7 protein-coding genes are annotated in these 14,873 nt (G+C 32.8%); 6 read left to right on the forward strand and 1 reads right to left on the reverse strand.

All coding sequences use genetic code 11. From position 1 onward, the window contains the following. Window positions 1-46 precede the first annotated feature (46 nt). The 3 genes from CHB81_RS15155 to CHB81_RS15165 all read left to right on the forward strand — a co-directional run bounded on the left by CHB81_RS15155 (window position 47) and on the right by CHB81_RS15165 (window position 3,817). Window positions 47-1,516: a lipopolysaccharide biosynthesis protein gene (locus tag CHB81_RS15155; RefSeq protein WP_089352701.1), complete on the forward strand. Its 1,470-nt coding sequence runs from the start codon at window positions 47-49 to the stop codon at window positions 1,514-1,516. A 96-nt stretch (window positions 1,517-1,612) separates the two neighbouring features. Beyond that, complete coding sequence (locus CHB81_RS15160; RefSeq protein WP_089352702.1) at window positions 1,613-3,265, forward strand: mechanosensitive ion channel family protein; 1,653 nt, start codon at window positions 1,613-1,615, stop codon at window positions 3,263-3,265. 252 nt (window positions 3,266-3,517) lie between these two features. Continuing rightward, on the forward strand, window positions 3,518-3,817 hold the full coding sequence (locus CHB81_RS15165) for a hypothetical protein (protein WP_089352744.1): 300 nt from the start codon (window positions 3,518-3,520) through the stop codon (window positions 3,815-3,817). A gap of 232 nt (window positions 3,818-4,049) precedes the next feature. Here the strand turns inward: CHB81_RS15165 and uvrA are convergent, their stop codons facing one another. Continuing rightward, window positions 4,050-6,845, reverse strand: a complete 2,796-nt coding sequence (uvrA, locus tag CHB81_RS15170; protein WP_089352703.1) for an excinuclease ABC subunit UvrA — start codon at window positions 6,843-6,845, stop codon at window positions 4,050-4,052. A gap of 401 nt (window positions 6,846-7,246) precedes the next feature. Between uvrA and CHB81_RS15180 the strand changes: the two genes are divergently transcribed. The 3 genes from CHB81_RS15180 (at window position 7,247) to CHB81_RS15190 (ending at window position 14,866) form a co-directional block, all read left to right on the forward strand. Further along, the gene (locus CHB81_RS15180) at window positions 7,247-10,048 is read left to right on the forward strand and encodes a triple tyrosine motif-containing protein (protein ID WP_369597379.1); all 2,802 of its coding nucleotides are present in this window, start codon (window positions 7,247-7,249) and stop codon (window positions 10,046-10,048) included. 241 nt (window positions 10,049-10,289) lie between these two features. Beyond that, the gene (locus CHB81_RS15185; RefSeq protein ID WP_089352706.1) at window positions 10,290-13,355 is read left to right on the forward strand and encodes a TonB-dependent receptor; all 3,066 of its coding nucleotides are present in this window, start codon (window positions 10,290-10,292) and stop codon (window positions 13,353-13,355) included. A gap of 11 nt (window positions 13,356-13,366) precedes the next feature. Then, window positions 13,367-14,866 carry a RagB/SusD family nutrient uptake outer membrane protein gene (locus tag CHB81_RS15190; protein ID WP_089352707.1) on the forward strand — a complete coding sequence of 500 codons (1,500 nt, stop codon included), beginning with the start codon at window positions 13,367-13,369 and terminating at the stop codon, window positions 14,864-14,866. The last annotated feature ends 7 nt before the right edge of the window (window positions 14,867-14,873 follow it).

Below are 14,873 nucleotides of genomic sequence, written 5' to 3' on the forward strand. Positions count from 1 at the left end.
GATTGCAATAATCTAAAGTCAATAATCTAAAATCTTAAATCCAAAAATGGGTATTGTTTTAAATCAATCTTTCAAAAATACAATTATTACTTACATAGGTTTCGCTATCGGAGCTATTAATACCCTTTATTTATATCCAATTTATTTAGGTGCAACTTATTATGCATTAACAAATTATATCTTGTCTGCTGCAAATGTAATCATGCCTTTGTTTGCCATCGGGATGCAAAACACATTGGTAAAATTTTATTCGCAATATAAAACGGAAGAGGAGAGAGAACAGTTTTTATCCTTTACCGCATTATTTCCTATTTTGATGTGTATTCCGTTAGGAATCATCGGAATATTCTTTTTTGATGATATTACGGCATTTGTAACAAAGAAAAATCCTGTTGTAAAAGAGTTTATGCTTCTGATTCCGTTTATAGGAATTTGTATGGCTTATTTCGAGATATTTTATGCGTGGGCGAGAGTGCACATGCATTCGGTTTTTGGAAATTTTATTAAAGAAGTTGGATTACGATTATTTTCGACTTTTGCTTTGGTTGGGCTATACTTTAAATGGATGACGCTTATTCAGTTTGTGTATGTAACGGCAGGAATTTATTTTGTAGCATTTATCGTAACCATGTTTTATGCTTTTTATATCAAAAGGCCGAAATTTCAAATTAATATCCCTCAGAATGTAAAAGATGTAATGGAATATACTTTTTTCATTATTCTTTCAGGAAGTGTTGCCAATTTGCTTTTGGATGGTGATAAATTGATGTTGAATCAGTATATGAAAATTGAGAATATTGCCTATTATTCCGTTGCGACTTATATAGCTTTGGTAATTTCAGTTCCAAGTCGTGCGATGCATCAAATTGTATATCCAATTACAGCTAAATTAATGCATGAAAATAAACATGATGAATTGAATTTATTGTACAAAAAGACCTCAATAAATCTTCAAATCGTTGGTGGTTTTGTAATGTTGTGCATTTTTGTAAACATTCGTCAATTGTATGAATTAGTTCCAAAAGAATATAGCGGAGGAATTGAAGTTGTGTTTATGATAGGATTATCGAAGTATTTTGACTTGATTTTAGGAAACAATAATGCCATTATCTTTAATACTAAATACTATCGTATGGTGTTGTATTTAGGATTGTTGTTAGTGTTTTTAACGATCGTTTTAAACATGATTTTTATTCCAATTTTAGGAATTATGGGGTCAGCGATTGCTACTTTGTTGTCTATTACTTTATACAGTTTGGCAAAATTACTTTTTGTAGTCAAGAGACTTGATTTGTATCCTTTTACCAAGCAAACGATACATTCAATATTACTGACTTTTGCTTTGTTTTTATTGTTTTACTTTTGGGAATTTCCTTTTTATCAATTAATTAGTATTGCTTTAAAATCAGTTTTGGTGACAATTTTGTATTTATACCTCAATTATAAATTCAATATTTCTCCGGACATTAATAAAGTGATTGATACAATTTTGAGTAAGATTGGAATTAAAATTTAATACGATTTTATTGAGAAAATAAAAAGTAATTTAAATTATAAGCTATTTTGTTTTTATATTTGTTAGAAAGGAGATCCAACTTATTGCTAACAGAATATGAAAAAGAAACTAATTTGTTTTTTAACGCTTTCTATTGTTTTGTTTTCTTCATTGACTTTTGCTCAAAAAGATAGCTCACAAACTTCAAAAACAACCGTTGTTGAATTAAAACCGAAGGGATATCCTGTTAGTCCTTTTAAAGACACCCTTTTTTATGTTTATAATAAAGTAGGTTCTTTTTCTGCCGAAAGCAGAGCAAATGCAATTACAGAAAAAATCAGAAAACTTTATGAAGATTCTTTTTTCGAGAAAGACTCCATTGCTATTGTTCCTTCGGATATTTCGCAGGACATTATGTATAAGAATGATTTTGTTATCATGTCAGTTCTGGATATTGATGGAAAATCAGAGAATCAAACTGCAGCTTATATTGCCAAAAGGAATTTGAATCTGATAAAAAGAGCCATCATTTACCAAAATGAAAATTATTCGATGCTCCCAAAAAGACTCGGATATACCGCATTACTGGTTTTAATTATTGGATTCATTCTATACTTTGTTGGGAAAATCTTTAACAGATTAAAATTATATATCCTAAAAAATAGCGATCGATACTTTAAAGGATTCACTTATAATAATATCAGTATTCTTTCGCCACAGAAGCAGCAATTTCTATTAATGAAATTGTATGGTTTTATAAAAGGAATTACGCTTATTTTAATCGTTTATCTTTCTTTGCCGGTACTATTTAGTATTTTTCCTGCTACAGAAGCTTATACAACCACATTATTACGCTGGATACTATCTCCTGCAAAACTTGCTGTTATGGGATTTGTAGGTTTCCTGCCAAGTTTAGTAACGATAATTGTTATTGTAATCATATTTAAATATGCGATTAAAGTAATCCGATTCTTTTTTGATGAGATTAAAAAAGAGAATATCAAAATCGATGGTTTTTATAGTGACTGGGCGATGCCAACATTCAATATAATTCGTCTTTTAATGCTGGCTTTTATGGTTGTAATTATTTTTCCGTATTTACCTGGATCAGATTCGCCGATTTTTAAAGGAGTTTCTGTATTCGTTGGGGTTTTATTCTCATTAGGATCTTCAAATGCAATTGCAAATATGGTTGCAGGATTGGTAATTACATATATGCGTCCGTTTAAGATTGGTGATTTTATTAAAATTGGCGATGTAAGTGGAGAAGTTATCGAGAAAACAGCTTTGGTAACACGAATAAGAACACCAAAATTTGAAGATATTACAATCCCAAATGCAACGGTTTTATCAAGTACGTCGACAAATTATTCATCAAATACAAAACATGCGAATAATGGCTTGTTAATTCATACAACTGTTACAATTGGTTATGATGTGCCTTGGGCAGCTATTCATAAAGCCTTGATAGATGCTGCATTAAAGACCGAAATGATTGAGCAGACTCCACCGCCTTTTGTTTTGCAAACGAGTTTGGATGATTTTTATGTTTCTTATCAGGTTAACGTTTATACCAAAGAACCAACAAAGCAACCCCGAATTTATTCTTCTTTGCATCAAAATATTCAGGATTCATTTAATGCTGCCGGAATCGAAATTATGTCACCACATTATAATGCACTGCGTGATGGAAATACGACAACTATTCCGGAGAATTATTTGAAAAAAGATTACGAGCCACCAACGTTTAATGTTAAAAGCAAAAGCTAATATGTTGATACTTAGTTAATTTTTTAACATTTAACAGTGGTTTGTTTTGTAGTTTAAATTTTTAAAATTAAATTTATGTTTCAAAAATATATACCGCTTTTTAGGCTGCTGATTTTAACACGTTTGTAAAATCACTGAAAGTAGGTATTGTGGTTTCTTTTTAGATTGGATAATTTTGCAGAAAAAATGTAAAATGAAAAATAAATGCAAAGTAGATGTAGTAGAATTTGGAGTAATTTTAGATCAATAATTATGAAGAACAATCAACTCAGTCAGGAGCAAAGTTTACAAGTGTTTTCGAATATGATATCGAATAAAGTTCATAACGGGTTTATTCTGGAAGAAAGAAATGATGAATTTCTTTTTGCCGTTCTTTCAAAAGGTGGAAAAGTTGTCAATCATAGTTTAAACTTTATGATTTTTTGTTTAACGCTCGGGTTATGGTCATTTGCATGGTTGTACCTTACTTTTGAAGCTTCAAAACAAAAAAAGATATTAGTAGCGATTGACGAAGATGGTTTTCCATTTGAAGAAAAATGCTTGGTTGCTTAGTAAATTATTAATTCACAAAAAAATGTAAGCCCTAAATTAAATAACTATGATTTAATTTAGGGCTTTCTTATTTCTTAGAACCGAACTTTTACGTTACGACATACGAATCATGATTAATGTATTGTTTTTTCAATGGTTTAAACCGTTGGTAATGTTTATAATATATTATTTATTATGTAACTCGACATTAAAACCTTTGCGTCTTTGCAACTTAGTACCTTAGAACCTTTTTTTATAATTTATCTTTCAAATAAATTCCTGTAACTGATTTTTTCTCTTTTACAACATCCTCGGGAGTTCCAACAGCGAGTAAATGTCCACCATTTTCTCCACCTTCAGGTCCTAGATCTATAATCCAGTCCGCACATTTTATTAAGTCAAGGTTGTGCTCAATTACAATTATCGAATGTCCTTTATCAATTAAAGCATCAAACGAAGCTAGTAATTTTTTAATATCATGAAAATGCAAACCAGTTGTTGGCTCATCAAAAACAAATAATGCTTTGTCTTTTGTGGCACCTTTTACTAAAAACGACGCTAGTTTAATACGTTGTGCTTCACCGCCGGAAAGAGTAGAAGAAGATTGTCCTAATTGTACATATCCTAAACCTACATCCTGAAGTGGTTGTAATTTTTGAGTGATTTTAGATTGTTTATTTTTCTCGAAAAAAGCAATGGCATCATCAATTGTCATTGTCAGAATATCGTTGATGTTTTTGTCGTCGAAATTAATCTCCAGAATTTCTTTTTTAAATCGTTTTCCGCCACAAGTTTCACATGGAAGCGAAACGTCAGCCATAAATACCATTTCGACATTAATAGAGCCTTCTCCTTTACAGGTTTCACATCGGCCACCATCAACATTAAAAGAAAAATGTTTGGCCTGATAACCTCTTATTTTGGATAGTTTTTCTTTAGCATATAAATCACGAATATCATCATAAGCTTTGATGTATGTTACAGGATTTGATCTTGAGCTTCTGCCAATAGGGTTTTGATCGACATATTCAATATGTTTTATTTGCGAAAAAGAACCTTTTAATTCACTAAACTGACCTGCTTTTTCAGCAGCATTTTCCAGTTTTTTCTGCATTGCGGGAAATAAAATCTTCTTGATCAACGTACTTTTTCCACTTCCTGAAACTCCTGTAATTACAGTCAGAACATCCAGAGGGAAAGTAACATTGATATTCTTTAAGTTATTTTCTCTTGCGCCAACAATATCAATATGATTTTTGAATTTCCTTCTTTTTTTAGGAACAGAAATTTCTAAATCACCATTTAGGTATTTAGCCGTTAAAGAGTCTGATTTTAAGATTTCTTCATACGTTCCCTGAGCTACTAAATGACCTCCAAAAGTTCCTGCTTCGGGACCAATATCAATAATCATATCGGCAGCTTTCATGATATCTTCATCGTGTTCTACCACAATAACCGTATTTCCTAAATCACGAAGTGAAAGTAAAACCTTAATCAATCGCTCAGAATCTTTGGGGTGTAAACCAATACTTGGCTCATCAAGAATATACATAGAACCAACCAAACTGCTTCCTAATGAAGTTGCAAGGTTAATACGTTGGGATTCTCCTCCTGAAAGTGTTGCCGAATTTCTATTTAAAGTCAGATAATCCAAACCAACTTCTGTCAAAAATGATAGACGATTGTTGATCTCGACCATCAAACGTTTTGCGATTTGCTGTTCGTAAATATTCAAATCGATATTTTTGAAAAAAGTAACCAAATGTTTAATTGGTAAATCAACTAAATCAGAAACCGTTTTACCATTGATTTTTACGTAAGATGCTTCTTCACGTAGGCGTTTTCCACGACAAGCGTGACATTTGGTTTTTCCGCGGTAACGTGATAACATTACACGGTTTTGAATTTTATAATTTTTTTCTTCAAGTTCTTTAAAGAAACCGTTTAAACCTTGAAAATATTGATTTCCTTTCCAAAGTAAATCTTTTTGTTCATCTGAAAGTTCAAAATAAGGTTTATGAATTGGGAAATCGAATTTATAAGCATGTTTTACCAATTCGTCTTTGTACCAACTCATACTTTCGCCTCTCCAGGGATAAATAGCACTTTCGAAAACGGATAAAGATGTATTTGGAACAACCAAATCAGCATCGATACCAATAATATTTCCGTAACCTTCGCAAACCGGGCAAGCGCCGTAAGGATTATTAAAGCTGAATAAATGAACATTTGGCTCTAGGAATGTAATTCCGTCAAGCTCAAAATTATTAGAATACGTGAATCTTTTATCCGAGTTTAATTCCTGTAAGTAACAAATACCTTTCCCTTCAAAAAAAGCAGTTTGAACCGCATCGGCAAGACGATTGTAGAATTCTTCTTCGTCTTTGACAACAATTCGGTCTATAATTAACAGAATATCTTTATTGTCTAATTTATGAAGTTCTGTAGGTGTAAATTCATCTAAACGAACCATTTCGTTATCAACCAAAATACGTGCAAAACCTTGCTGTAAAAGTACTTTTAGTTTGTCTTCTAATTGTCGTCCTTCTTCAAGGTGAATAGGAGAAAGAAGCAGCCATTTACTGTCTAATTCCAAACTTTTTACATCAGAAACGACATCGGTAACGGTGTTTTTTTTAACCTCTAATCCTGAAATTGGTGAGTAAGTGCGACCAATTCTGGCAAATAAAAGTTTGATATAATCGTAGATCTCAGTTGAAGTTCCTACGGTCGAACGGGCATTGGTTGTGTTTACCTTTTGCTCAATAGCAATTGCCGGTGCAATACCTTTTATATATTCAACTTTTGGTTTGTCTAAACGTCCCAAAAACTGACGCGCGTATGAGGATAAACTTTCTACGTAACGACGTTGTCCTTCGGCATATAAAGTGTCAAATGCTAAACTTGATTTCCCTGATCCTGAAAGTCCTGTGATGACAACAAGTTTGTTTCGGGGAATCACCACATCTACATTTTTTAAATTATGTACTTGTGCTCCTTTAATTATAATATTATGTTTTGGGTCGAGTGTAGAAAGGTCGATTTGCATAAAAAAAGTCAATTTCTACAAAAGTAATCAATTTTGATTGGAGTTTTGTTAATCAGATTGTTCCAAATTTTAACTAATTCTCTCGCTACAGATTGTTGAAATTTGCTTTGGTTCTTTTTTGCCACAGATTTCAAAGATTAAAAAGATTTTTTGAATTACTGGTTGCGTAAAAAAGTTTGCCACGAATTTCACGAATTTGCACCAATTGAATTGACGAAATACGCAAAAAAAAATTAGAGAAAATTCGTGAAATTCGTGGCGAAAAAAAAATCATTTTAATCTGTAAAATCTGTGGCAAGTTTGTTTCAAATGTTAAAAATATCTGCGCGGAACTTGTCATTTCAATATAAAATAAGCTATTTTAGGACTGTTTTTATATTAAATTAATACAATATATCGATTTGAAAACTAAACTTTCTATACTGCTTTTTTTGATGGGTTTCTTACTGTTTTCACAGGAGTTTCCGCCAATTATTAAATATTCATCTTCTGTTTATGGCGCCGGAAATCAGAGCTGGATGATTTCGCAGGACGATCAAAACTATTTATATTTTGCCAATAACGACGGTCTTTTGGAATATAACGGAACAACCTGGCAATTGTATCCTGCTCCAGATGAAACGATTATTCGATCTGTAAAAGTAATCGGAAATAAGATTTATACAGGTTGTTATATGAATTTTGGCTATTGGACAAGACAAACCAATGGCAAGCTAAAATACACATCGCTTAGCGATACCATTAAAAATAAAATACTGGACGACGAGCAGTTTTGGAATATTTTGAAGTACGATCAATGGATTTTGTTTCAATCCCTGAATCGAATTTATATTTATGATACGAAAACCGGAAAATTTAAAATCATTGCTCCAAAAAATGGTGTTGTAAAATCATTTGCTCCAAAAAACGCAATTTATTTCCAGACAATAAAAGAAGGTCTTTTTGAAATTGAAAGCGGAAAAGCGAAATTGGTTTCAGATAATCCGATTCTGAAAAAATTCACGATTGTTAATGTTTTTACAATGGACGATGGTTTACTGATTCAGACGCAATTGGATGGTATTTATAAATTGATTGGAAATAGCCTGACACGTTTTTCTACTGATGTTGATGCGCAATTAAAATCGAGTTTTGTTTATAGCAGTCAGCGTCTTAAAGATGGAAGTTTTGCTTTGGGAACGGTTTCTAACGGAATTTTTATTTTATCGGATACGGGAAAACTTAAATATCATATTTCGCAAAGCAAAGGTTTGAGTAATAATACGGCTTTATCACTTTTTGAAGATAAAGACCAGAATTTATGGGCTGGACTCGATAACGGAATTAATTGTATCAATATTCAGTCGCCTGTGCACAGTTTTACTGATGATACAGGAGTATTAGGAACCGTTTATGCGTCTGCGACTTTTAACGGTTTGCTTTATGTAGGTACAAACCAGGGATTGTTTTGTAAGAATATCCAAAGCAATTCAGAATTTAAATTTATAAATGGAACAAAAGGTCAGGTTTGGTCGCTTTTTGTATATGATAATACACTTTTTTGTGGGCATGATTCCGGTACTTTTATTGTTACGAATGATTCTGCGAGAAGTATATTTTCGGCATCTGGAACATGGAAATTTGAGACTGTTCCAAATTCTAAAAATCAATTGCTTCAGGGGAATTATTACGGAATTTCGGTTTTGGAGAAAGTAAACAATCAATGGGTTTTTAGGAATAAAGTTCAGGGTTTTGATTATTCTTCAAGATATTTTGAGGTTTCAAATAATCTGGATGTTTATGTAAGTCATGAATACAAAGGAATTTTTAGGCTTAAACTGGATAAAACGCTCTTAAAAACCAATGGGTTTTATACTTATAAATCTCCCGGGAAAGGAAAAAATGCAAGTTTGACCAAATTCAATAATCAAATTTATTATGCTTACAAAGGCGGAATTTTTAAACTTAATCCTGCGACAAAAAGGTTTGAAAAAGATAATTTACTAAGTTCTATTTTTGAAAAAGACGAATATACTTCGGGTAAATTAATTGTCGATAATTCGAATAAAATCTGGTTGTTTTCTAAAAATTACATTCATTATTTCTCAGCCAGTAAACTCAGTAATCAATTAAAACAGAATGTTATCCCGATTCCGTCATCGCTAACGAATTCGATGCTGGGTTACGAGAATATCACACAGATTTCAAAATCTACCTATTTAATTGGTACAACTGACGGGTATTATACGTTGAATATTGATGATTTAAGTTTTAAAAACTATACGGTTTTCATAACTGATATTACGATAAATAAACAAAATGAAACCTTAAAAAATGTAGCAATTCAGGATGAGGGGAACTTTCGCTCAAGCGAAAATAATATCACCTTAAATTATACAGTTCCGGAATACAACAAATACATCAATTCAGAGTATCAGTATTTATTAGAAGGTTTCCAGAATGATTGGAGCGAATGGAGTACGAAAGCGACTGTGAATTTCAAAAATCTTTCGCCGGGAAAATATACGTTTAAAGTAAGAGCCAAATATGCTAATACAATTTTAGAAAATACTGCAACCTATACATTTGTGGTTTTAAAACCTTGGTATTCGACAAATCTGGCTTGGTTTATTTATTTTCTTTTAATGTTTGTGTTGGCTTATTTTATCAATAAAGCGTACACCAATTATTATAGAAAGCAGGAAGCAAAATTAATTGAAGAGAATAATCTTTTATTAGAAATAAAAGAATTAGAAAACGAACAGCAATTAATGAAACTCAGAAACGAACAATTGTCGCAGGATGTTGATAATAAAAATCGGGAATTGGCAGTTTCAACCATGAGTTTGAATAGTAAAAATGAATTGCTTGCTTTTATCAAAGATGATTTGAAAAAGACGACTCAGAATGACAGCAATAATATTAAATCAGTAATTAGTACCATTAATAAAAACATAACCGAAGAAGATTCGTGGAATGTCTTTAAAGAAGCGTTTGATAATGCCGATAAAGATTTCCTGAAAAGAATCAAATTACTACATCCGTTATTGACTCCAAATGATTTACGATTGTGTGCGTATCTTCGATTAAATCTTTCCTCAAAAGAAATTGCTCCTTTATTTAATATTTCTGTTCGAAGTGTTGAAATTAAAAGATATCGTTTGCGTAAAAAAATGGATTTACAGCATGAAGTTGGTTTAGTCGAATATATTCTTGCTGTATAGGAACTCAAAAAACGCCGATAAAAAACTATACATTACCTCAACATTTGACATTTATGGTGTTTTTGTTAAGGTAATGTTAATAAAATTTTCATTCCGAGATTATATATAAATCGGTGTATTTTTTGTGATATACGGAATTTTAGGTTTATTTTTTTGTTATGTATGTTTTTTGTTGAGGTTAATTTTAACGTATTCTTAAGAGGATAGGATAATTTTAGCTTTCAATAAAAACTAACTAATTATGAAATCTAAATTATTACTAACCGTGCTATTACTGTTTACATCGTATGCGTTTTCGCAGTCTTTTGATGTAAGCGGAACAGTACTAGATGGCTCAGGTTTATCATTGCCTGGTGTGAATGTAAAGGTTAAAAGTTCATCACAAAGTACAACCACAGACTTTGACGGATCTTTTAAATTATTAGGAGTTCCAAAAGGAACAACAATTGTCTTCAGTTATATAGGTTTTAAAACACAAGAAGTTGTGGTTTCTGCACCAAAAATCACAGTGAAAATGAGTGATGATGCCAGATCACTTGAAGAAGTTGTTGTAATTGGATATGGAAGTCAAAAGAAAAGAGAAGTAACCGGAGCTGTTTCTGTAATTGACAGTAAAACACTTGACATCTTAAAACCAATTAAGGTTGAACAAGCATTGCAAGGAACCGTTTCAGGAGTAAATGTTACCACACAATCCGGAGCACCGGGAGCAAAGCTAGATGTTAGAATTCGTGGTATCGCAACCAATGGCGAGAACGGACCACAGGCTATTATTGATGGTTATGTAGGAGATTTGAGTTTGCTTAATCCAAACGATATTGAAACAATTACGGTATTAAAAGATGCTCAGGCAGCTATTTACGGAACAATTGCAGCAAACGGAATCATCTTAATTACCACTAAAATGGGTAAAAAGAATTCCAAAACAAAAGTCTCTTTCAACAGTTATACAGGATTTCAGGAAGCTTCAAGAAAATTACCAATGCTTAATGCTACTGAATATGCTTTATTATTAAATGAAAGTTATGCTAATGGAGGAAGAGCACTTCCTTATCCAAACGCAAGTGGTTTAGGAAGTGGAACTGATTGGCAAAAACAGGTTCTTGGTAAAAGTGTTCCTATATTAAATAGTGACATAACAATTTCCGGAGGTTCTGATAAAATTACGTATTCTATTAGTGGTTCACATTTGGATCAGGAAGGAATCGTTGGATCAGATAAATCAGGATTTTTAAGAAATACGGCAAGATTAGCCTTAGGAGCTGATTTGAGTAGTAAATTCAAAGTAAAAACAAACGTAATCTATACGTATTTTGATAGAAAAACCATTAACGAAAACGGATTAGGTTCTGTATTGTTTAATGCACTTAACGTTCCGGCGACTTTTGCTCCGTACGATGCAAATGGTGATTATACTTTAGTACCAAGTACAACAGGGTTAGGAACAGAAATTATAAATCCGCTGGCACAAATTGCCAATACCTATAATGATTACAATTATAAAAAACTGAATGGAAATTTTGGTTTGGAGTATAAAATTTTCAAAGGATTCACGCTTTCGAGTTCAATAGGATTTAATACTTCAAATAGTGAAGGTAAAACATTTGGAAAAAAAATAAGTTATGGCGGAAAAGTCTTCGATGTTCAAAGAAGTTCTGTAACACAAACTACAACAAACGATAATGATTATTCATTTGATATCTATGGAACGTATGTTACAAAAATCGGTGAAAACCATAATATCACGGCAACATTAGGAAATACCATTTATAAACAATGGGGAAATTCTGCAAATGCAACAGGTTTTGATGTTCCTAACAATTCATGGGATTATGCAGATCTTTCTTTGACCAAAGGAGTTCCAACGGCTGTGAATACCGGAGGTTATGTTTACGACCAAAGAAGGCTTTCTTATTTTGGAAGAGCACAATACGATTATAAAGGAAAATATCTTTTTTCTGCAATGATCAGACGTGACGCATCGACAAAATTTGGTCCGGATAATAAAGTTGGATATTTTCCATCATTTACAGGAGGTTGGGTAATTTCGGACGAAGGTTTCTTTGGAGAATCAAAAACATTTAATTTCCTGAAATTAAGAGCCAGTTATGGTACATTAGGAAACGATCAAATTCCGAATAATGGTTTCTTAAGCCTTTTAAACGGAGAAGCTACATATGTGTTTGATGGCAAATTAGTAAGCGGAGTAGCAACTGGACAAATCCCTAATCCAAATTTGAAATGGGAAGAAGCTAAAAAGTTTGATGTTGGTTTAGATCTTAGATTATTCCACGATAAAGTTTCTGTTGTAGCAGATTATTTTATTGATACCAGAAAAGATTTATTGATACCGGATATTCCAGTTTCTGGAATTACGGGAGTTGGTGCTCCGGGGGCAAATCCTCCAACTTTGAATGCAGGTACTGTTAGAAATTCGGGAGTTGAATTTGCGATAGATTACAAAGAGAAATTTTCGAATGATTTAAGCTTGAGTATCGGTTATAACGTAACTTTTATCAAGAATGAAGTATTGGAAGTAAATAATGGAACCGGAATTATCGAGCAAGGAAATTTTGGTGTAGGTCAGCCAGCAGCATCACGCATGCAAGCAGGACAGCCAATAGGATATTTCTACGGTTATAAAACAGATGGATTGTTTCAAAATCAGGCAGAAGTTGATGCACATCCGTCACAACTAGCTTTAGGGGCAAATGCTTCCCCGGGAGATATTCGTTATGTAGATGTAAACGGTGATGGAATAATTGATTCTAAGGATAAAACCAATATTGGAGATCCAATTCCGGATGCTACAATGGGTTTCAATATACAGTTAAATTACAAAAACATTGATTTTGCACTTTATAGTTTTGCTTCAATTGGTAATGATATGGTTCGTAACTACGAGCGTGTACTTTCTGATGCTAATAGATTGGATTATGTTTTGGACAGATGGACAGGTCCGGGAACAAGTAATTCTGTACCTAGAGTAACTACAGGAGCAACGGCAAATAATGTACTTTCTGATTATTTTGTTGAAGATGCTTCTTATTTCAGAATTCAAAACATACAATTAGGATATACAATTGATCCAAAAGTAACTCAAAAAGCAGGAATTACTAAACTAAGACTTTATACAGGAGTAAATAACCTTTACACTTTTACTAAATATAAAGGTTTTGATCCAGGCGCTTCATTTGGACCAACAAATAAAGACGGAGTTTCTCAATCACCAATTGGTTCCGGAATTGATTATGGATTTTACCCAGTTCCAAGAACCTATTTATTGGGTTTAAACATTAATTTTTAATTTCAATAAAAATGAAAAAGTATTTAATTACCACCATCATAACACTTACACTGTTCTCGACAATAAGTATTTCTTGTTCAGACGAATTTGTAAGTCCAAAACCGCAGTATTCTATAGATTCTGAAAATTATTTCAATTCAAAAGAAGACTATAATGATGCCCTTGTTGCTGCTTATGATTTGTTGCAATCTACTTATGCAAATGCTTTATTGGGAGAAATTGCTTCAGATAATACATTAGCCGGAGGAGAAAGCCCAACAGATGTAATTGGCTGGCAGCAAGTAGACGACATGATTCATACACCGGTAAACAGTAATTTAAGAGATATCTGGAATTGGATGTTTGCAGGAGTTCAAAGAGCCAATTATATTCTTGAATTTCAAAATAAAACCGATTTTGAGGGAAAAACCCAACTACTCGCAGAAACACATTTTCTAAGAGCGTATTACCAGTTTGAGTTAGTTAAATGGTTTGGTGGAATCCCGATGAAAGGGGATGCTAGATTTAAAGTTGGAGATGAAAAAACAGTACCACGTTCATCAGTTCAGGAAGTTTATGCTTCTATAGAAGCTGATTTGATTTTTGCTGCTGCTAATTTATCTCCAAAAGCATCTCAAACAGGACGTGTAACTAAAGGTGCTGCTCAGGCATTATTAGGAAAAGCCTATTTATATCAAAATAAATATGCACAGGCTGCTACCGCTTTTAATGCTGTAATAACTTCAGGAGAATACAGTCTACAAACGAATTATGATGCAATGTTTGAGATGGACGGAGAAAACGGAACCGAATCTGTTTTTGAAGTACAATATACAGATGTTGAAGGAGCAGGATTTACTTGTTTGCAATGTAGTGAAGGAAACGTTGCAGTTGGTTTTAGCGGAGTAAGAAATTATTCAGGACCACTTTTTTCTTCAGGGTTTAGTTTTAATGTACCTACTGCCGAAGCTGCAAATTCTTTTGAAGTAGGTGATAAACGTAAAAATACTGCCATACTTGATATCGCAGCCTGGGCTGCCGCAAACAAATCTTATGATAATGGTAAAGGAGTTACGTTTGGAAAAGGAAATGAGGACACAGGTTACTTTAACCGAAAATACTTGCCAAGAAAAAGAAGTAATAATGCTCAGGGAGATTTGAATTTGACCAATCCAAATAATTACAGAGCAATTCGTTATGCAGATGTTTTATTAATGGCAGCAGAAGCCTATAACCGTGGCGGAATTGATGATGCAAAAGCAAGAACATACCTGAATCAGGTAAGAAGACGTGCTTTTGGAGATAATAATCATGATATATCAGTTTCAGGAGCAGCGCTTACTGATTTTATTTGGGCAGAAAGAAGAGCAGAGCTTTTTGGAGAAGGACATCGTTTCTTCGATTTAGTAAGAACTGGAAAAGCAGTTGGAAAAATACCAGGTTTTACAGCAAACAAAAATGAATTATTCCCACTGCCAATCGAAGAAATTCAGTTCGCAAATGGAAATTGGAAACAAAACCCTGGATATTAAAAAAACA

The sequence above is a fragment of the Flavobacterium sp. ov086 genome (assembly GCF_900187965.1).
Classification (GTDB): Bacteria; Bacteroidota; Bacteroidia; order Flavobacteriales; family Flavobacteriaceae; genus Flavobacterium.